The sequence below is a fragment of the Kitasatospora sp. NPDC003701 genome (assembly GCF_053587085.1).
The window spans coordinates 55,826-73,541 of the sequence record NZ_JBSFNM010000023.1 but is presented as its reverse complement, the minus strand read 5'-3'; the positions used below and the strand labels follow the sequence as shown (position 1 = coordinate 73,541).

Below are 17,716 nucleotides of genomic sequence, written 5' to 3'. Positions count from 1 at the left end.
CACCCGCATGCCCCTCACCGACCCGGCCCGCGACCTCCTCGACCGCGGCCACACGACGATCCCCCTGTCCACCGCGGACCTCAAGGCCCTCGCGGAGCTGCGCACACAGGCGGCGCGGTTCTTCACCCAGGACGAGGAGACCAAGCTCCGGCACGGCAGCGACGACTTCAACTTCGGCTACCGGCCCTACGGACGGCAGTACTCCGTCAGCCCCGACCGACCCGACATGAACAGCTCCTTCACCTACTGGGCCGACGACCCGGCCAAGGTCCCCGGGCACGAGGACGACTCGGTCGCACCGTTCCTGAAGGCCCTGGGCATGTACTGGCAGGTCGCCGCCGACGCGGCCGACCAGGTGCTGGCCGGCCTGGCGGGCCACTACGGCTACCGCGACGACCTGCACTTCCGTGCCTCGTCCTACCTGGAGGTCAACTGGTACCTCCGCGACGCCGAACGGGATCTGCTCCAGGACCGCCACGAGGACGGCCACCTGTTCACCCTCGCCACCTCGGACGGTCCCGGACTGGAGATCGAGACCGGCAGGGAATTGAAGCAGGCGACCGTCGGGGACGGCCGCCTGCTCGTCATGCCCGGCAGCGTGCTCACCGCGATGACCGCCGGTCAGGTCCCGCCGCTCTACCACCAGGTTCGCAACCACCACCTGGAGCAGCGCATCACGGTGCTGTACCTGGTGAACCCGCCGCTCGGCCAGCTCGTCGCCCCGTACGTGGCGGAGGACGGGCGGGCTGTGGACGTCGCAGCACTGGCGCGAACCAGCGGGGCGATGTTCGGGCTCCCGCCGGCCCCGGTGCTCACACCGCCGAAGGCGTAAGTCCCGGGCAGCAGGTCAGGCGAGTGCGGCGTCGAAGACCTCGCGGTTCGCGACGACGAACGCGAGCTCGCGTCGGCTCCAGGCGATGCTCTGAGCGATGGCGTCGGGCCCGGGGGTGCCTGTTCCCGACGCCTCCACCTCGGCCCAGAACCGGGCGTTGCGCGCCTGCTGCTCGATGATGGCGTCGACCAGGACCGCCCGCTCCGGCCTTTCGAGGCCATAGGAGTCCGCGAGGATCCGGACTTGGTCGGCCTGCCGCGCCACCTGGTCCCCCCGCTTCGACGCCACGCACCAGGTCCAGGAGGCGTAGCCGAGGTCCTCAAGCGGCGAGCCCGGGGACGCGGTGTCGAAGTCGATGAAGGCGACCGGCAGACCCTCCAGGCCGTCGACGAATACCGCGTTGTTCGGCGCGGCATCGCGGTGGCAGACGACCTGGGAGCGGTCGGCGAGTTCACTCCCCCGCGTCGCGTCGTGCATGGACCGCAGCAGTCGCCCGGCTGCGGCCACCTGCTCGTCCGCCCACAACTGGAAGCGTGCTGGGACCTCGCCGGGAAGGTAGCTGAGGATATCCATCCCGTCGGCCTGGCCGAGGTACCGCGGAGCACCCTCGAATCCCTGGTGCTCGAATACCTTGAGAAGAGCCGCGACGAATTCCGAGGATTCCTTGACGGGCCGGCGCACAGAATTGTCGACCCGGACGACACCGTCGGTCATCCGCCCGCCGGAAAGCGCGATCGAACCACCAGGCGCATCAGCCATTTCAGCCGCTCCCATACCTAGATCCCGAATCGGCCCATGGGTCTACCAGCAGCACAAATCAACGCTAGGACACCAGGGCTCGCCATGCGACCCAATCGATGTTATACGAGTCGCCCCGCACAACGGCCACGGGGTGACCAACTCGCCGCGCCGCGTGTACAGTTCGGCATTTCCAAGATCGCATTCGGTGATCGCCGGTCGCGTAATTGATCAAACTGCACCGGGTGTGGCCTGCGACGATGTCGGCGGTACACAGCAGCCGCAAGGCACTCCCCTTGCCAGCCACGTAGCGAATGTCACCCCAACGGATGACGAGGCATCGACGCGCTACCCCGCGGCGGCCGGACGTGCTCACGCAGCGGCGCCCGCGGTCCTCCGGATCGCGGGCGCCGCTGGGCGAGTCTGATCAGGCGAGCAGGTTCGAGCGCAGGGCGTCGAGGTCGGCCGCTGTGACCCCGTGGGGTGCCAGGTAGGCGGGGATGGAGCCGTGCGCGGTCAGGATCGTGTCCATCGCGGAGGCCAGCAGGGCTTCGCTGACCGGGTGGGAGTAGCGGGTGACCCCTGCCTCGTCCAGGAAGGACGTCGGGCCGGCCGTCAGCGCGAGTTCGACATTGGACTGCACGAAGTCCCCGACGACCTGGTCCTGCGGGGCGCCCAGCAACGACTGGATCACCGCCACCGCGAGGCCCGTCCGGTCCTTGCCCACCGCGCACTGCACGACCGCCGGCAGCGAGGCCGGCTCGGCCAGCCGCTTTATCAGCGCCGCGATCGCTGGGGCCGCGTAGGCGGCCATGAACGGGTACAGGGCAGCGGGATCCACGGGCCACGGCTTGCCGTCGAAGCCGGAGAAGTCGGAGAGGCCCATTTCCTTCAGGGCATCCAGACCGGGCAGCGCCGGAATCGAAACCCATTCGATGGCGAGTCCGTGGATCTGCCCGGGCCAGACATTGCTCTCGACACTGCTGCGCAGGTCGATCACCGTGCGAACGCCCAGGTCTCGCAGGCGCTCGGCCCCCACTTCGGTCAGCCGGTTCAAGGAACCGGATCGGTACAAGACCCCAGGGCGCAGGGGAGCAATTCCCGCATCCCGGAAGTTGCGCACGTTCGGTACGTCCGGCTGGCTTCTCTGTGCCGGCACGAGGCGACTTACTGACTTTGCTCCACCGTCAGGCTTCGTCATGAGAAAAGAATAGGCCCTTTGTCGCTGTTCCGTTCCCTTGTTGCAGAAAAAGTTCCGCTCCCATCGAGCGACTGAAAATCATCGCTCAGATGTCCTCAATATGTCTGCAGGCGCACCGCATTGCACATGGTGATCGCATCGGAGGCACCTCGTGGGGGGACGCACTGGCTCGTCCCAGAGCAGGGTCGTGGTGGCCTGCGATCCGCAGCGGCGGAAGACCGGCGAACTCGCCGTTCCCGGCTGCCGCCGAGGGTGACGGGCACAGGGGCGGCAGGGCATTGGGAGCGTACGGCCATGGCGCCTCCCGGCGTGAGGTCCCGGTGCGACAGTGCTGCACCGGTGACCATCACAGAATGGGTGTCGCTCCTCGCGATGCCAGGCGATGGGCCCGCCCGGCGGCTCTACGATCGCCTGGGGTACCGGCACGCCGGCCTTCCACCGCCCGGCCCCGACGGACCGGTACTCGATCTCCTCCTGATCCGCACGCCCCTCTGACCGGCGCAGCACACTGGGCCCAGCCGAGGCGGCGTCGGCCCGACCTCCGGGAGCACCATGACCACCGCCACCGCCCGGTTCGCGCCCGGCAGCACTGCCGTGCGCCGCGACGTCCACAACGGGCGCGTCTGGTCCGCCCAGCCCTACCGCACCCTCGCCGACAACGGCGAAGTCCTCGAACTCCTCTACTGGCCCGGGCTCACCAGCCTCGGTCCGACCACGTGGGCCGACGCGATGCGCACCGGCGACCACGCCCTGCGCCAGTCCGGCCTGGAGGACCTCGCGGCCGGGAACTGGCAACTCGGTCCCTGGATATGGGAGAAGACCACGCTCCGCTCCCGCTTCGAAGCCGACACGTACTTTAGCGTCCACACCTTCCAGGACGCCGCGACCGGCGAGCCGCTGCGCTGGTACGTCAACTTCGAGCTCCCCTGCACCCGTACCCCGATTGGGCTGGACACCTTCGACCTCTTCGTCGACCTGGTCGTCGAGCCCGACCTGAGTTCGTACCGGTGGAAGGACACCGATGAATACCTCCAGGGCCGACGGCTCGGTCTGATCGACGACGATCTGCACGTCCGCGTCGAGGCCGCCCGCGAGCAGGCCCTCGGGCTGCTCCAGGACCGTCAAGGGCCTTTCGTTGAAGCCTGGCCGGCCTGGGCACCGGACGCCGGTTGGCCGGACCCGCAGCTGCCCCGCGATGCGGGCGACTACGAAGCCGGCCGTACGAGGTGAGCCACGCTGTCGGGCTGTTCGACGCCCAGCACCTGGAACTGGTCGAAACCGCGGCACCTTCCCTCTCAGCCGAGGAGCGGGCCACCATGGACCGGATCTGGGCACGAGATGCCGCCGGGAACCCGGCCCTGTTCGACGGGCCGGCCGTCGCCTGCGTCTCGCTGCAGGTCAGCGTCTCCGGGCGGCCGGTCCTGTCCTGGGCACCGGTCACCTACCGGTACCGCGCGCTGCGGCGGATCCCAAGCGCCTGGAAGCCGTCGTCGGTTTTCGTCACCGTCCTGCAGCCGGTGACCGGCGGCGGCCTGGTGGTGGGGCGGGAGGCCGGCTGGACGGCGCACCCGGGCCGATGGCAGCTCCCGGGGGGAAGCGTCGAACCCCCACCGGTCGGCCAGCTGCTCGACCTGAACTTCCTGCGCCGACATGCCGCTCGCGAACTCGCGGAGGAGGTCGGCCTGCGGACCGACCCCGACGACCTGCAAGCGTGGGCGTTGTCCCAGGGCGAGCACGGCAACATCGGGATCCACTTCGCGGCTCCGCCTGTGCCCGAAGCCCTTGTGCGTCGGCAGCACAAGGAACTGCTCACCACCCTGGCCGCCGGTGCCGAACCGGAGCTGGAGCGGATCGAGGTCGTGAACTCCTCGGCGCGGCTGTCCGCCCTCAGTCCCGTCGTGGACTACCTGCCACCACTCCTCGCCCGTTGGGGCGCCGCCCGCCCGCAGGTGCCGGCCGATGAGCCGCCGCGGTGGCGACCAGCCCAGTGGCCGGCGGTGCTGGCCACCGCGCGGCTGCGGCTGCGCCCCGTCGAAGCGGGCGACCACGCACTGCTGCGGGCCCTGTGGTCGGATCCGGACGTCCGGTGCTACCTGGGCGGGCCCGTCGACCCTGAGCGGGTCGCCCAGCGTCTGGCGGAGGCCCCTGGATGGCCTGGGCACTTCACGGTCACCCTCGATGGGGCGCCGATCGGCCGGGTCACCGTCGATCAGGACCGCCGTGCCGCGGGCCGCACCGAAGTCTCCTACGAGTTCCTGCCGAGCGCCGGCGGCTGCGGGCTGGCTGCCGAGGCCGTCGCCGAGGTCCTGCGCTGGGTGCGGGCCGCCGAACCTGAGCGGGAGATCGTGGCGGTGACCCAGGCCGCCAACAACCGCTCCCGGCGCCTCCTGGAGAGGCTGGGGTTGAGCGTGACGGGACACCTCGTCGAGTACGGAGCGGAGCAGGTGGAGTACGTCTTGGCACCTGACGTTCCGTCACAGGAAATTCCCTCCGGGCCTCCGTCGTAGGCAGGCCCGGGCGCGAGGCGATCATCGCCCGGCCGACCGAGCCCAACGCCCTGGAGGGGCGCGGCCACCAGCGCGGCCGCGATGGCCGGGTGTTGCCACGGTGAGGCAGGTCCAGGTGGTCTACCACCAGCAGGCTGCTGGGCATCTCGACGGCTTCTTCGAACCGGGAGGTGAACTGGCCGTCGGGGTCAGGGCTTCGGCGGCCATTGGGCGAGAAAGCCGCTTTCGGTCATGCGCTCGTACAGGTTGCCGCTGCGCCAGTAGAGAGACAGCGTGCCGCGCTCGGGGTTCCGAGGGGCTCGCCGTCGGCGTCGATGCGGGCCGACCAGACCTGCAGGCCGTCGCCGGACCGGTCGGTGAGGTGGTGGTGGTGCCGGAGCTCCAGCGAGAGCAGGGCGGGGTCCACCTGTGTGCGGGTCGCGGTCGGGTGCGGTTCCATCGCCCTGGTGGTGGGTTTCCCCTGCGGGGTGGGTGCGTGTCGCCAAGCCTAGGGGCTTGGGGGTGCGCCAGCGGCCGCGCACCCCCAAGCCCCTAGTTGCGGATGGCACCGCCGCGCCTACGGCCGTGCTGAGGCTGGATGGGACTCTGGTCTGCGAAGGGCTTCCAGCACGCGCTGGAGCAGGGCGGTCTCCGGGGTCTGGGCTTGGACGGCCGCCTTGGCCTCCTCGAACCAGTGGCCGAGCGCCGTCCGCCAGTGGGCTTCCGCCTGCCTTGTGTGAGCCCGGATCTCGGCGAGCACCGTGTCTGCCTCCATCGCGAGACGGACCAGTTCGGCCGGCGTGATCCGCAGCGGCTCGGTCCGGGCCGGGCCCAGGTCGACCTCCACGCAGCGGGACGGGCTGCGGCTTTCCGTCAGCTCACCGTGGGGCACGAGCCGTACGCCGAGGCCGTTCAACGGGGGTTTCCCGCGTCGGGCTGGCGGCGGGCCGGGGTGGGGAGGGTGACGAGGTCGAACCGCTGGACGGTGCCGGCGTGCGGGACGGAGAACGGGGCGCGGCCGGCGACGCGGACGATCCGGCCGCCGCCTTCGCCCCAGCGCAGGTCGAGGATCTGGTAGGCCTGCCGGTCGATCAGGAGCCACTGGCCTACGGCGAGCTGGCGGGGCCCGACGGGCTCCGGTTTGGCCAGCACGGTGCCGTCGTCCAACCGTACGGTGCTCGGTGGCGGCTGCGGGGCCGGCGGGCGGAAGTCGTAGAGCGGGCGTCTGGGAACGGGCGGGGTCACGGCTGCTCCTGGTGCTGCTGCGGGGTGGTGTCGGTCGTCGGCTTGGGGTACCGGGCCCAGACGGCCTTGCCGGTGGCGGTCTGGAACGAGCCCCAGCTCTCGCTGAGCTGGGAGACCAGGTGCAGGCCGAGGCCACACTCCTTCTTCCCCGGCTCGTCGGTGTCGGGGACCGGTTCCCGGTGGCTGGTGTCGAGAATCAGCACCGTCCAGCGGCCGGGCTCGGACGTCACGACCAGGTCGGCGGGGCCGGGGGCGTGCCGCTGGACGTTGGCCATCAGCTCGTCCACGATCAGGGCGGTGTCGCTGACCGCTTCGATCTCGCGGTCCGTGCCGGCCAGGCCCGCGAGGCAGTAGGCCGTGACGGCCCGGTGGGCCTGGTGGACCAGCTCCGGGGTGACGGCCGCGAACGTGAAGGTGACCCCGTCCACGGGGTCGGGGGCGGGTCCGGTGACCGGCGGCGCGGGCAGGCGGTGGGGGGTTTCTGCGGTGAGGGTGCTGGTGGTGCTCTCCACGACGAACGCTCCGTCCGTGCTGGCTGATCCGCGCCCGGGCGTGCTGGGGCGCGCTGGTTCACGTTGCGGTGAGTGATCAAGTCGGGACTCGCCGCAAGCGTCCACTCACTGTCCTACCCGGTTCGCAGAGCGTCAAGACGAGAGACTGCGAATTCGCATATCTTCGATTGGCGTAATCCGGTACAGGGGGCAGACTGTGACCCACCATCACCTTGGGAGGCAGCACATGGCACCGACTCCTCCGCCGACCTTCCGCAAGCGCAGGCTCGGGCAGACCCTGCGCAGGCTGCGGGAGAACCGCGGCCTCACCCAGCAGCAAGTCGCCGACGCCCTCGGCATCCAGATCGACAGGATCAGCCGCGCCGAGCTCGGGCGAACCAAGATCGACATCCCGTTGCTGCGCGCGCTCCTGAACGAGTACGACATCTCCGACCTGGGGCTTCGCCAGACGCTGGAGGACATGACGCGCAACATCGGCAAGCGCGGCTGGTGGCACTCCTACAACAGCTTCCTGACCCTCAACTTCCAGGACTTCCTCGGACTGGAGGGCGAAGCCGAACGCACGCGGACCTACCAGACGCTGGTCCCCGGCCGCCTGCAGCTGGAGGACTACACCCGGTGCCTCCTGGAGGCCGGCCTCGGCATCGTCCACCCGACTCACGAGCAGCTCGAATCACGCGTCGCCGTCCGGCTCGAACGCCAGAACCGGCTCCACGCACATCCCTACGAAGTGGTGCTCAGCGAGAGTGCCGTCCTGGACAACCACATCGGCGACCCGGATGTCATGCGCCGCCAGAGCGCACACCTGCGCGAGCAGGCCGACCGCAAGGAGATCGAGCTGCGCATCCTGCCGCGCAACCGCGGCCCGCACCTCGGTCTCGACGGCCCGTTCACGCTCTTCGACTTCCCCGACGGCGGCCGGCTCGTCGCCCTGGAGGCCCTGCTCAACTCCTTCTACCTGGAGGACGAGTACTCCCTGGCCACCTACACCGCCGCGTTCGACCAGATCCGCGACCTCGCCCTGGACATCGACGAGTCCAAGGCGTTCCTCGAACGCGCCGCACACGCGGCGTAGCAACACAGCGAGAGAGGCACAATGCCAGCAGCACCGTTCATCCCGCCGGACGAGTGGGAGTCCTACTCCGGCGACAGCGGCCAGTGCGTCCAGTGGCGCAACCCCCCGGGTGGAACGCCTGGGCAGAGGATCGAAATCGGGGACTCCAAGGACCCGGACGGCCCGACGCTCGTCGTCCCCGTGGAGTCCTGGCTCCAGTTCCACTCGTGGGCGGCCGGGCTGGAGGTGTAGCAGCGGGGTCCGGAGAAGCCAGCAACGAGGGTGCCCGGCGGCTGAGGCCGCCGGGCACTGCCGTTCTCCCCTTACCGTCCGCTCGGCGCGAGCGGAACGATGAAGCGGCGCAGCGCGCGGGCGGCGCCCATCATCAGGGCGAAGACGGTCACGGGCGAGAGCCCGAGGGCGACGGTGCGCGCGGTGCCGTTGAGCGCGGAGTCGGCGAAGGCCATCAGTCCGAAGAGCAGTGCGACGCCGCCGAGGAGCATGGCGGCCAGACGTGCGCCGACGGGGAACCAGGCCGGACCGGGGACGTGCTCGACGGCGCGGGCGTGGACGAGGTGGCCGGCGAAGTCGCCGGTGACGACGCCGCACTCGCAGACGGTCTCAGTGCGCTGCTCGCCCGCGAGGACGGACGCGCCGACGTCCTCCCGGTGCCGGATGCCGTGACGTCCGTCGTCCATCCTGCGGCGGCTCACTGCTCCTCCCCGAATCCCTGGTGTGCCAAGTGCCCACTTTAGGGGCCGCCGCCACCCGCGTGGCCGCGTTCCGTAGTTGTCCCGCGCTGTCGGTGGGCCCAATTAGCCTGTGTTCATAGGCATTTGATGCTTAATAGGTCAAATGTTCTGAATGTGTGCTATGTGTCACGCCGCCGAACGGGAGGACCACCGAACATGACCGCCCCCGCCCAGACCGCCCCCGCGCACGAACGCGCCGACCACGGCTCCTACCAGGCCGCCGACACCGCCGGCATCAACCGCTACCTCTGGGACCTCGGACGCGCCGCCGGGATCATCCCGGCCGCCGACACCGACCGCGGCCGCTGGTCGGCGGCCGTCGTCCACCAACTGCGCACCGATTTGCCCCAGCTGCTGCCCCGCCTCGACGCCTTGCGCCCGCTCGGCGCCCGCAGGATCGCCGAGACGCTGCGCCAGGTGACCGGTGTGGCGGCCGTCGCCGCCGAGGACGTGCCGATCCTGGCCGACCAGGGCCTCCTGCGGCGCCTGGGCACCTTCGAGGGTCACCCCACCTACGGTGCGCTGGAGGCCGAGCAGTGGACGGACACGGCCGCCCTTGCCGCTGTTGTCGGCGAGCGCACCGCCTGGATCGAGGCCTCGCTGTCCACTGCCGGCGCAGCGAAGGCCTGCCCCTGGGCGGAGACCGAGGACGAGTTCACGTGGGCCGTCGAGCAGCGCGGCGCGGTTCCCGGGCGTCTCGGCCGCTGGGCCGTCGCCGCAGTCGAAGCGCTGGCGGCGGACACCGAACTCGCCGAACTGGTGGAGGGACGGCGCCTGATCCCGGGGGAACGCGCGGCGGACCTCCTCGACATCAGCTACACCCGGGACTTCCCGTACATCTTGGCCGCCGGCTGGCTGGAGCCGGCAGGCTCGTGGTCCAAGCGGGCGGGCACGGTGCGCACCGTGGAGGTCAGGCTCTACCGGACTGCGGACGTCCTCGCGCTGCGCGAGCGCGCCGGGGTGGACTGGGAAGCCGTGCGGGCCGTCCCGCCGGGCCGGACCTCCGCCCTGCGCGCCCACACCAAGAAGAAGCCCAGCCGGGCCGAGCTCGCCCGCCGCCTCGCAACCGCGGTGGCCGAGCAGCACCAGGTGCCGGTGCACCTGCTCCACGACAACGTGCAGGACACCTGGAGCATCGCCTGCGCCCCGCAGAACGAACTGCCGCTCACCCGGCAACTGCTCCTCGCTGCCGCGGACGGCAGCGCCGACCTGGAGACGCTCGCCCGCGGACTGCGCCTGAAGGACGCCCGGCTGAAGACGCTGCTGACGGCCCGGGAGGTATCGGCTCCGGGCTCCGGGCTGGTGATCGACACCGAGACCACCGACCTCTACGACGCGCGGGTGTGCGAGATCGCGGTGATCGACGCCCACACCGGCAAGACCCGGCTGAACCAGCTGATCAACCCGCAGGTGCCGAATCGTGCCACCCACATCCACGGCATCACCAACGCGATGGTCGCCGATTGCCCTACCTGGGAGGAGATCCTGCCGAAGCTGCGCCGAATCACCCGCGGCAGGCGGCTGCTGGCCTACAACAGCTCCTTCGACCTGGGCGTGATCGCCGACCACACCCGCGCGGTCGGTCGCCGCCCGGGCCGCCTCGGGGAGAAGGCCTCCTGGTGGTGCCTGATGAACGCCCGGTCAGTGTGGGAGGTCCACCGGGACTACAAGCTCTACGGTCCCCACCGCGCCCTGGGCGACGCACAGGCGGCACGCGACGTCCTGCTCTCGATCGCCGAGGGCAAGGGCCTGGTCACCATCACCCCGGCCGGTCCGGCCGATGGCCGGTGATTCGTCCGGTCCGGGCGGGCCCTGAAGCGACGGTAGGGTGTGCAGGCTCCGAGAAAGCAGCGGCGGGGCCTCCCGGCTCCCGGGAGGCCCCGCCGTTTCGGCTTCAGCAGCCGCAGCCGCAGTTCGCGCACCAGCCACAGTCCTCGCAGCGCTCGCGCTCCAGGTCACCGCAGGGCTGGAAGCGGTCACCGCCGTCCGACTGCGGGTCGGGGCAGTAGCACTCGCAGCAACTCCTGCACACCTCGTGGGTCCGGTCCTCGCGACGGCCGTCGACCACGATGGACGAGCGATCGCCGCAATCTCGGCACCGGAGCAGCTTCAGCTCCGGAGCCGGCGGGCGGGCGGCCACTGCGGCGGCCCACTGCGTGAGCGCCGCGAAGTCGGCATCGGTGAGTCCGGTACGCGGGTCCACCACGTGGAGGAGCACCGGCGCACCGTGGTCACGGGACAGATCGCGCTGCAGGTTCTCGGGGAAGCCGGCCGCGAGCCATGCGAACGGCAGGTCGGCGCCGGCGCGCTCCAGGCAGGTGGCGGCGACCACGTCCCGGCTCCGGTCGCGGATCGTGGCCTTCGGGTCCCACATGGACCGGCCCGGGTCGTCCGGGCGGGCGAAGAACGACCGGTCCTGCACAGGGATGAAGCCGGGAAGACGGGTCAGACCGGCCGCCGGGAGCAGCTCTTCGAGCTCCTCCGGCTGCCAGGGACCGACCATCGTGAGGTCCAGCGGCAGAGCCTCCAGGCGGGCGCCGATCTCGGGGTTGAGGTGCACCCAGTGGTACTTGGGCTTGGGGTAGGCCGGGTAGTCCTTCCAGGCCTGGGGGCTGACCGGGTGGGTGGTGTAGCCGGGGAGGTTCGCGGCGGCGCCGTAGGGCGACAGGACGCCGTCGATGTCGACCAGCAGCAGGGGGCGGGGCTGGACGGTGACGGTGGTCGCGGTGGTCTGTACGGCGGACGGCTGGGTGGTCACGGTGGGCTCCGGGTGAGGGTTCAGGCAGGGAGTCAGGGACGTTCGGGCAGGTAGACGCCCCAGGCGGCGGCCAGGTCCAGCAGCAAGGTGGAGGGTAGGACGTCCTCGAACGCCCCGAGCAGGCTCAGCGGTTCGGTGTGCAGCCGCTCCAGCACAGGCAGGAGCTCGGGCTGCCGGGCGAGCTGGAACCGGCCGCCGGGCCGGTCGTGGCTGCTGCCGGGGCCGTAGTCGGCCAGCAGCGCCTCGATCCGGCTGCGGTGGGCGGCCGTGAAGGCGCGCAGCCGGGCGGTGTAGGCGGTGGCGTCGTCGGCGATCGCTGCGGCCAGGGTGTCCGCGATGGTGGTGGTCAGCTCCAGGTCGAAGGGCCGGGCTCCGGCGAGTTCGGCGTACAGGGGCAGGGCGGTGTGCAGCAGTTCGCTGGCGGTGATGCCGTCCCGGGTCCAGGTGTGGGATGTCTGGTCGGCCAGGCGGGTACCGCGGCCCTGCTGCCAGTCGCGGACCTGGTCGCGGAGTTCGTCGATGCGCGGTCCCAGCTTGTCGTACAGGGCCTTGTTCGCGGCGTTCCAGCCGCGGGCGTAGTCCTCGCCGTGGCCTCGGTCCATGCCGAGCATCACGTCGTTGAGGTGGTGGGCGATGTCCAGGATGTCGGCCTCGAACGCGGCGACGAGGGCCTGGGCGTCCTGGTCGTTCTGTGCCTTCAGCACAAGCCAGAACAGCAGAGCGGTTCTGCTGTACAGGCCCTCGCCCCACACGGCAGGCCAGGCAGGGGACGTGGCGGGCGGGTCGGCGGGTACCGTCATGGACTTCTCCCTGGGCGGGTGTCGGGGCAGGTCCGTCATCGCGTATCTCCTTGCTGTGTCGCGGCCGTCCAGTGGGCGGCGGTCTCCTTCCGCCAGGTCTGGTAGGAATCCATCGCTTTGAGCGCCTGCAGCGGATCGGCTTCGAGGTACGGCCGGAGGGTGGACTCGCCCATCGAGCCGGCCTTGGCGAGGTCGTAGGCGAGACGCAGCGTCGAGCGCCAGCGGTAGAGGAGGATGCGGCCCGCGATCTCGATCGTGTCCTGGGCGTGCGCGTGGGGCAGAAGGTTCCGGCAGGCGTCGGCGCACCAGTTGAGGTCACCGCCGGCCAGGCCGTTCAGGACCTCCTGGTACGGCTCGGTGGTTCCGTCGATGCCGCGGCCTTCCATCCACAGGAAGGACGCCTGGAAGCCGCCGACGCGCATGGCCAGCAGGCTGGGCAGCGGAATGCGGTTGCCGTAGGCGGAGTAGTCCAGGGCGATGTGGTCGCCGCCGAGGCCGATCAGCTCGTAGCTGGTCACGGCGGCACCAGTGACGGACAGGCCGACGGTGTGGGCGACGATGGCGTGCCCGGCCTCGTGTACGGCGCTGAGCAGGCGCAGCAGTCGGGGCTCCAGGCCCAGCGCGGTGGTGGCACCCTCGACCAGCCGCCGCTTCTCGGCGGATTCGAGGGTCGGGTTCGGGCTGTCCACTGGATGTCTCCCCTGACGCAGGTGGGCGGGTGACGGTCTCCCCCGGACCGGGATGCTTGTCCTCTGGCGGGAAGCCGGTCAGGTCGTCGGTGTACGGCGCCAGAGCAGGTAGCCGGCGTACAGCTCGACGGAGCGCCGGTCAGCCGGGTGGAGCGCGGCGAAGGGGCCGGGGTCGTCGGTGCCGACGAGCCAGTCAGCGGTGACGCCCAGCTCGGCGGCGATCCGGCGCAGTTCGACCGCGTTCACGCCGCGCCGCGCGTGTTCGATCTCGCTGACAGCGGACCGGGGCACGCCCAGGGCGGCGGCGATCCGGCTCTGGGGGTGCCCGGCGGCGCGGCGCGCCGATCGGATGCGTTCGGCGAAGGCCCGGCGCTGCTCCGCGTCGGATTCGTCTCCGGTCACCGCATCGGCTCCGAGAGCGCGATGCGGTCATGGGTGTGGCGGTCGAGGAGCGGCAGTCCGCCCCGGCTGAACAGGACCGGGGCCGGGAGGTCCCTGTCCCGGCCGTCCCGGACCGCCCGGGCGTACGCGGCGGCCTCGTCGAAGGCCTCCGCGTAGACGCCGTGCTGCGCCCTGCGACGGCGCCAGGCCCGGCCCACGGCGGTGCACGCGGCGGCGACGTGCCGGTCGATGATCTCGTCCAGGAGTTCACGGCCGCGCTCGATGTGCGCCGCCATGGCCTTGCTCCCCTGCTCGGCGCCCAGGCCTCGGGGCGGGGTCATGTCGAGGTCGAAGGCCCGGAGCACTTCCCGGGCCATGGCCCGCCACGCCTCGGAGTCGCTGGCGTTGAGGTCCCGCTTCACTCCCCCGCTCCCCCGGCCTCGTCCTCGTTTCCGGTGCGCCCGGCGGTCGCGGGCGCGAGGGCGAGCGGGTTGGTCGGCGCCGTGCCGGTGTTGGCCGGCAGGATGCCGAGGAACCGCAGGACGGCGATCTGCTGGGCGTCGAGCGTGCCGTCCTTCGCTGCGGCAACCTGCTTGGCCTGCCATTTTCCGGGGCGGAACTTCGGGTCGTCGCCGAGGCCGTCGCGGTTGACAGGGCCTTCGACGGTCCCGCCGGCGGCGAGGTAGGCGGCGTAGCGGCGGGCCGAGCGGTTCCAGTCCAGGTCCTGGCGCCACAGTGGGTCCAGCTTGTCCAGGCGGGCGCGCTGGTCGGCAGTGAGTGCGTCCGGGTTGAGCCGCTGGCGTCCCATCCAGGCACCCACCTTGTAGCCGTCGATGGTGTGGGTACTCGGGATCGCCAGGTGTCCTTCCTGGCGGTGGAAGACGAGGGCGTAGGCGACGCCGCGTTCCCAGGCGTTGGCGTGCTTGGACCAGATCATGCCGATCTCGTCGAGCTCCGTCTTCCGGGCGGGGGCCATGGTGCCGGAGGCGTTGAGGTAGCGCTGCTGGTCGAGCCAGGTGATGAGCTCGCGGTACTTCTCCTTGTCGGTCACGTCCAGGTGGCCGTGCTCGGTGTGGAAGGCGGCGGCGATCCTGTACAGGCGCTCCCACTCCTGGGCGCGGGGCGAGAACGCGCGCAGCTTCAGGGCGCGCAGGATCTCGTCTTCGTGGTCTCCGGCGTCGATCCGCAGCCAGCTGACCGGCGATTCCTCCAGCGCCTCGTCCAGGAGGGCGCCGTCAGCGCCGCCGGTGGCGCCCTGCGGGTGGGCTCCGGCCTTCGGCAGGGTGCGCGGGCCGCTCGTGCCGGCACGGCGGGTGCGCAGTTCGGTGATACGCCCGACCACCCGGGAGTCCACGGAGGCCAGGGCGCGCAGCACCTGAAGGATCGGCCTGAACGGGCTGGCGGTGATCGCATCCTCGGCCTCGGCCTGGACGGCCGTGCCTGCCTCGATGACGTCGGCGGGGTCGGAGGTGGCGAGGTCGTCCGCCTCGCTGCCGTCGGTCTCGGCGTCCGGCGTGGGCAGGTAGACGGGCACGATGATGTAGGCGATCTTGCCCTGCTGCGGCTTCTGCCGCACGGCCCGGCCGAAGGCCTGCACGATGTCGATCTCGCTCGACTTGGGGTCTGCGAAGACGACCGCGTCGACGGCCTCGATGTCGATGCCCTCGCCCAGGAGCCTCGCGTTGCAGAGGATGCCGCACTCCTCGCCGTCCTCGCCGGTGTGGGCGGAGAAGCGGCTGAACGCCGCACGGCGGTCCTTGAGGCGGTCGTTGCCGGCGATGGCCGCGGTCCACAGCCGCTCAGGCCGGGCCCAGTCGGCGAGCGGGTCACCGGCGGCCTGGCGCGCCTTATCGACGAGCAGGTCCGCGGTCTCCAGGAGGGTGTCGGAGAACTTCCGGGCGGCACTGATGCGCGAGTGGAAGGTGATGACGCGCCGCAGCCCAAGGTCGGCGACCGCGCGCAGCACGGCGACCTGGAGGGCGAGGCGCTGCAGGTCCTCATTGGTCCGCTGGGAACGCAGGTCCGCGACGGCCGGCAGCATCAGCAGGTTCGCCAGGTCCTCGTCGGTGACGACCGGCACCAGCACCCGGTAGTCCGCGACCCAGCCCTCGTCCTGGGCCTGGACGTAGGTGTAGGGGGTGATGGGCTTGCCGAAGACCCGCTGGTCGTCCATGGAGTACAGGGCGGGCGCCGCCGTGCCGACGACCAGGTCGTTCAGGTCGTCGGAGCCGGAGCGCGGGGCGGCGATGCGGGGGGTGGCGGTGAAGTAGAGGCGGCGCAGGGCCGGGACCTTGTCGTCCTCGTGGATGGCCGCCCACGGCTTGTCGACGGCGCCCGCGGTGCGGTGGGCTTCGTCGATGACGACCAGGTCCCAGGCAGGCAGGCCGAAGTCCCTGTGGGCGCGGACGAGGCGTTCCAGGGAGGCGTAGGTCGCGTAGACGGTCATCGGCTGGTCGGGCTTGTCCGAGACGATCAGCGCCTCGTTGCCGCCGCTTCCGCGGACGGAGGCGAGGAGGTCGGCGAGGCGGGCGGCGTCGGTGGTGACCTCGGCCTCGATGTGGCCGCCGGCCTCGGCGCGTTCCAGGGCCTCGTCGCGTGAGCACGCCGCGACGGCCAGGCCGCGGCGGCCGAAGCGGGTGCTCCAGGCGTTGGCCGTCTGCTCCAGCAGTTCGATGGTGGGCACGAGGACGAGGACACGGCCGTAGCGGGCGAGTCGGCGGGCGCACTCGGCCGACACGGCGGTCTTGCCGGAGCCGCAGGTCATCTCGACCGTGGCGCGGCCGCCGTTCTTGACCTCCCGGCACGCGGCGGTGGCGAGGCTCTTCTGGTAGTCCCGCAGCCTGGTGATGGTGATCTGCGGGGCGCCGCGGCGGCGGGTCGGCTTCGGCAGTGCGCGGGCCGACTCGCCCAGCTCTCGTTCGGGGGTCTGCGCGGTGGTGGAGGACGTGTCCACGGTCAGGGTTCCTCTTCCGTACGGGTCAGCCGTTGTTCTCGTCGCCGGGGGTGTTCCTGGGGCTGGTGAAGGGGGTCTCGTCCACGGTCCCGATGTCGACGCCCTCGCCCAGGATCCGGACGCTGTCGACGGAATGGGTTCGGGGGTTGTCGTTGTCGTCGTCGCCCTGCGGCAGCTCGGGGTTGCCTTCGTGGTCGAGGTCGTGGTGCTTCCAGGGGTCGAAGCCGCCGGGTCGGGTGGCCGGGCGGAGCTCGCCGCAGCCGGTGCCGCCGATGGTGCACAGCTGGAGGCGTTCGGGGTGGGCGAGGGAGCCACGGGCGTAGCGGTTGCGGACCGCGCTGTCCGTGACGCCGAGGCGCTGGCCCATGCGAGCCCAGGAGGGGGCGGGGGTGCAGACGTCGCGCAGGGCGAGGACGAGTTCGTCGGCCAGGGCGTCGAACGCCTTCTGGGCGTCGGAGACGTGGCCGAGCAGGGCGAGCAGGGTGTCGGCGCGCTGGTCCTCGGGGGCGGCGTACAGCCGGTGGTTGATCAGGGAGAGGTGTTCGCGGGCGTTGAGGGCTGCGCGTACGAGTTCGGTCGTGCGGTGTCCGCCGGGGTTGAGGGCTTCGTTCCAGGTCAGTACGGCGCGTTTGGTGGTGGAGGTCAGCTGGCGGTACTCCTCCAGGGCGTCGAGGCAGTGGGTGCACAGGCCGGGGCGGGCTTCGACGGGGTCGGCATCGGCGGGCAGGTGGCCGTCGAGGGTCTTGAGGACGGGGACCTGGCAGAACGTCTGCAGGGGGGTCAGCCCGAGGTGGAAGGCGGGGATCTTCTCGTCGGCGGAGGTGTAGGGGACGAGGCCTTCGACGTAGGGCAGATGCGAGGGAAGTACGGGGAGCACGACTCATTCTCCTTGCCATGGATAGCAACTGGCTTGCCAAGTATGGCAAGCCAATCCCTAATGGCGCAACCCTGAGAAGCCGTGATGACACTTAGTGTGATCATCGGTTCATCGCGGCCGACGGGGGCGCGTCGGCAGGATCTTCGCGTCGCGCTCCGACGCCGGGAGCGGACAGCGATGGCCGGCGTGCCAGACCTTGGCCTCCTCCTCGGTGGCGGTGTCCGAGCCGGAGCGCCAGCACGTCCGACAGGTGGTGGTGCGGGTCTCGGCGTCGAAGTCGAACTTCCTGCGCATCGGGGGTGCCTCCTTGGACGGTTGGCCGGAAGTCAGCGACGGGCCGGCGGCGCCGGGACCCACCTGCGGATCTGAAGCCACAGGATGGTGGTGTCCTCGACGGCGCCGCCCGTCTCCACCGGGCGCGCCTTCACCGCAACGGTG

Annotated in this window: 21 protein-coding genes; 6 read left to right on the top strand and 15 right to left on the bottom strand. The window is 71.1% G+C overall.

Annotation, left to right across the window (positions count from 1 at the left end; genetic code table 11):
* Positions 1 to 7 precede the first annotated feature (7 nt).
* Positions 8 to 832 (top strand): hypothetical protein, encoded by an 825-nt coding sequence (locus ACWDRR_RS22520; RefSeq protein ID WP_449773974.1) that lies wholly within the window; start codon positions 8 to 10, stop codon positions 830 to 832.
* A gap of 15 nt (positions 833 to 847) precedes the next feature.
* Here ACWDRR_RS22520 and ACWDRR_RS22515 read toward each other — a convergent pair whose 3' ends face one another.
* Together ACWDRR_RS22515 and ACWDRR_RS22510 are read right to left on the bottom strand one after the other, a co-directional pair.
* Positions 848 to 1,591 carry a phosphotransferase gene (locus ACWDRR_RS22515; protein ID WP_449773973.1) on the bottom strand — a complete coding sequence of 248 codons (744 nt, stop codon included), beginning with the start codon at positions 1,589 to 1,591 and terminating at the stop codon, positions 848 to 850.
* A gap of 406 nt (positions 1,592 to 1,997) precedes the next feature.
* Positions 1,998 to 2,771 (bottom strand): tyrosine-protein phosphatase, encoded by a 774-nt coding sequence (locus ACWDRR_RS22510; RefSeq protein WP_449773972.1) that lies wholly within the window; start codon positions 2,769 to 2,771, stop codon positions 1,998 to 2,000.
* Positions 2,772 to 3,323: 552 nt separating this feature from the next.
* On the opposite strand from ACWDRR_RS22510, the gene ACWDRR_RS22505 reads away from it, so the two are divergent.
* Positions 3,324 to 4,001, top strand: a complete 678-nt coding sequence (locus ACWDRR_RS22505; protein ID WP_449773971.1) for a DUF402 domain-containing protein — start codon at positions 3,324 to 3,326, stop codon at positions 3,999 to 4,001.
* Positions 3,998 to 5,278 carry a GNAT family N-acetyltransferase gene (locus ACWDRR_RS22500; RefSeq protein WP_449773970.1) on the top strand — a complete coding sequence of 427 codons (1,281 nt, stop codon included), beginning with the start codon at positions 3,998 to 4,000 and terminating at the stop codon, positions 5,276 to 5,278. Before ACWDRR_RS22505 ends, ACWDRR_RS22500 begins: the two co-directional genes overlap by 4 nt.
* Positions 5,279 to 5,507: 229 nt before the next feature.
* Here the strand turns inward: ACWDRR_RS22500 and ACWDRR_RS22495 are convergent, their stop codons facing one another.
* From ACWDRR_RS22495 to ACWDRR_RS22480, 4 genes are all read right to left on the bottom strand, one after another.
* The gene (locus ACWDRR_RS22495) at positions 5,508 to 5,717 is read right to left on the bottom strand and encodes a hypothetical protein (RefSeq protein ID WP_449773969.1); all 210 of its coding nucleotides are present in this window, start codon (positions 5,715 to 5,717) and stop codon (positions 5,508 to 5,510) included.
* A gap of 117 nt (positions 5,718 to 5,834) precedes the next feature.
* Positions 5,835 to 6,104 (bottom strand): hypothetical protein, encoded by a 270-nt coding sequence (locus ACWDRR_RS22490; protein ID WP_449773968.1) that lies wholly within the window; start codon positions 6,102 to 6,104, stop codon positions 5,835 to 5,837.
* A gap of 65 nt (positions 6,105 to 6,169) precedes the next feature.
* Positions 6,170 to 6,502, bottom strand: coding sequence for a hypothetical protein (locus ACWDRR_RS22485; RefSeq protein ID WP_449773967.1), 333 nt, complete (start codon positions 6,500 to 6,502; stop codon positions 6,170 to 6,172).
* Complete coding sequence (locus ACWDRR_RS22480; protein WP_449773966.1) at positions 6,499 to 7,014, bottom strand: ATP-binding protein; 516 nt, start codon at positions 7,012 to 7,014, stop codon at positions 6,499 to 6,501. The genes ACWDRR_RS22485 and ACWDRR_RS22480 overlap by 4 nt, the downstream gene beginning before the upstream one ends.
* Before the next feature lie 226 nt (positions 7,015 to 7,240).
* Here ACWDRR_RS22480 and ACWDRR_RS22475 point away from each other — a divergent pair, with 226 nt between their 5' ends.
* Positions 7,241 to 8,089: a helix-turn-helix domain-containing protein gene (locus tag ACWDRR_RS22475; RefSeq protein ID WP_449773965.1), complete on the top strand. Its 849-nt coding sequence runs from the start codon at positions 7,241 to 7,243 to the stop codon at positions 8,087 to 8,089.
* A gap of 21 nt (positions 8,090 to 8,110) precedes the next feature.
* Positions 8,111 to 8,320, top strand: a complete 210-nt coding sequence (locus ACWDRR_RS22470) for a DUF397 domain-containing protein (protein WP_449773964.1) — start codon at positions 8,111 to 8,113, stop codon at positions 8,318 to 8,320.
* A gap of 71 nt (positions 8,321 to 8,391) precedes the next feature.
* On the opposite strand, the gene ACWDRR_RS22465 is transcribed toward ACWDRR_RS22470, so the two are convergent.
* Positions 8,392 to 8,766 (bottom strand): hypothetical protein, encoded by a 375-nt coding sequence (locus tag ACWDRR_RS22465; protein WP_449773963.1) that lies wholly within the window; start codon positions 8,764 to 8,766, stop codon positions 8,392 to 8,394.
* Positions 8,767 to 8,976: 210 nt separating this feature from the next.
* Between ACWDRR_RS22465 and ACWDRR_RS22460 the strand changes: the two genes are divergently transcribed.
* Positions 8,977 to 10,611, top strand: a complete 1,635-nt coding sequence (locus tag ACWDRR_RS22460; RefSeq protein ID WP_449773962.1) for a 3'-5' exonuclease — start codon at positions 8,977 to 8,979, stop codon at positions 10,609 to 10,611.
* Positions 10,612 to 10,714: 103 nt separating this feature from the next.
* Here the strand turns inward: ACWDRR_RS22460 and ACWDRR_RS22455 are convergent, their stop codons facing one another.
* The 8 genes from ACWDRR_RS22455 to ACWDRR_RS22420 form a co-directional block, all read right to left on the bottom strand.
* Positions 10,715 to 11,578, bottom strand: coding sequence for a hypothetical protein (locus tag ACWDRR_RS22455; RefSeq protein WP_449773961.1), 864 nt, complete (start codon positions 11,576 to 11,578; stop codon positions 10,715 to 10,717).
* Between the two features lie 32 nt (positions 11,579 to 11,610).
* The gene (locus tag ACWDRR_RS22450) at positions 11,611 to 12,417 is read right to left on the bottom strand and encodes a hypothetical protein (RefSeq protein WP_449773960.1); all 807 of its coding nucleotides are present in this window, start codon (positions 12,415 to 12,417) and stop codon (positions 11,611 to 11,613) included.
* Positions 12,414 to 13,067, bottom strand: a complete 654-nt coding sequence (locus ACWDRR_RS22445; protein WP_350569945.1) for a hypothetical protein — start codon at positions 13,065 to 13,067, stop codon at positions 12,414 to 12,416. The genes ACWDRR_RS22450 and ACWDRR_RS22445 overlap by 4 nt, the downstream gene beginning before the upstream one ends.
* A gap of 78 nt (positions 13,068 to 13,145) precedes the next feature.
* The gene (locus ACWDRR_RS22440) at positions 13,146 to 13,469 is read right to left on the bottom strand and encodes a helix-turn-helix domain-containing protein (protein WP_449773959.1); all 324 of its coding nucleotides are present in this window, start codon (positions 13,467 to 13,469) and stop codon (positions 13,146 to 13,148) included.
* On the bottom strand, positions 13,466 to 13,870 hold the full coding sequence (locus tag ACWDRR_RS22435) for a hypothetical protein (protein ID WP_449773958.1): 405 nt from the start codon (positions 13,868 to 13,870) through the stop codon (positions 13,466 to 13,468). The genes ACWDRR_RS22440 and ACWDRR_RS22435 overlap by 4 nt, the downstream gene beginning before the upstream one ends.
* Complete coding sequence (locus ACWDRR_RS22430; protein WP_449773957.1) at positions 13,867 to 16,401, bottom strand: Helicase associated domain protein; 2,535 nt, start codon at positions 16,399 to 16,401, stop codon at positions 13,867 to 13,869. Before ACWDRR_RS22430 ends, ACWDRR_RS22435 begins: the two co-directional genes overlap by 4 nt.
* Before the next feature lie 25 nt (positions 16,402 to 16,426).
* On the bottom strand, positions 16,427 to 17,278 hold the full coding sequence (locus ACWDRR_RS22425) for a hypothetical protein (RefSeq protein WP_449773956.1): 852 nt from the start codon (positions 17,276 to 17,278) through the stop codon (positions 16,427 to 16,429).
* A 108-nt stretch (positions 17,279 to 17,386) separates the two neighbouring features.
* On the bottom strand, positions 17,387 to 17,572 hold the full coding sequence (locus ACWDRR_RS22420) for a hypothetical protein (RefSeq protein ID WP_449773955.1): 186 nt from the start codon (positions 17,570 to 17,572) through the stop codon (positions 17,387 to 17,389).
* Positions 17,573 to 17,716 lie beyond the last annotated feature (144 nt).

Excerpts from the sequence above, each read along its gene's own strand:
- ACWDRR_RS22420 (WP_449773955.1), bottom strand. The coding sequence starts at position 17,572 with ATGCGCAGGAAGTTCGACTTCGACGCCGAGACCCGCACCACCACCTGT.
- ACWDRR_RS22495 (WP_449773969.1), bottom strand. The coding sequence starts at position 5,717 with ATGGAACCGCACCCGACCGCGACCCGCACACAGGTGGACCCCGCCCTG.
- ACWDRR_RS22475 (WP_449773965.1), top strand. The coding sequence starts at position 7,241 with ATGGCACCGACTCCTCCGCCGACCTTCCGCAAGCGCAGGCTCGGGCAG.
- ACWDRR_RS22510 (WP_449773972.1), bottom strand. The coding sequence starts at position 2,771 with ATGACGAAGCCTGACGGTGGAGCAAAGTCAGTAAGTCGCCTCGTGCCG.
- ACWDRR_RS22465 (WP_449773963.1), bottom strand. The coding sequence starts at position 8,766 with ATGGACGACGGACGTCACGGCATCCGGCACCGGGAGGACGTCGGCGCG.
- ACWDRR_RS22515 (WP_449773973.1), bottom strand. The coding sequence starts at position 1,591 with ATGGCTGATGCGCCTGGTGGTTCGATCGCGCTTTCCGGCGGGCGGATG.
- ACWDRR_RS22520 (WP_449773974.1), top strand. The coding sequence starts at position 8 with ATGCCCCTCACCGACCCGGCCCGCGACCTCCTCGACCGCGGCCACACG.
- ACWDRR_RS22450 (WP_449773960.1), bottom strand. The coding sequence starts at position 12,417 with ATGACGGACCTGCCCCGACACCCGCCCAGGGAGAAGTCCATGACGGTA.
- ACWDRR_RS22505 (WP_449773971.1), top strand. The coding sequence starts at position 3,324 with ATGACCACCGCCACCGCCCGGTTCGCGCCCGGCAGCACTGCCGTGCGC.
- ACWDRR_RS22470 (WP_449773964.1), top strand. The coding sequence starts at position 8,111 with ATGCCAGCAGCACCGTTCATCCCGCCGGACGAGTGGGAGTCCTACTCC.
- ACWDRR_RS22460 (WP_449773962.1), top strand. The coding sequence starts at position 8,977 with ATGACCGCCCCCGCCCAGACCGCCCCCGCGCACGAACGCGCCGACCAC.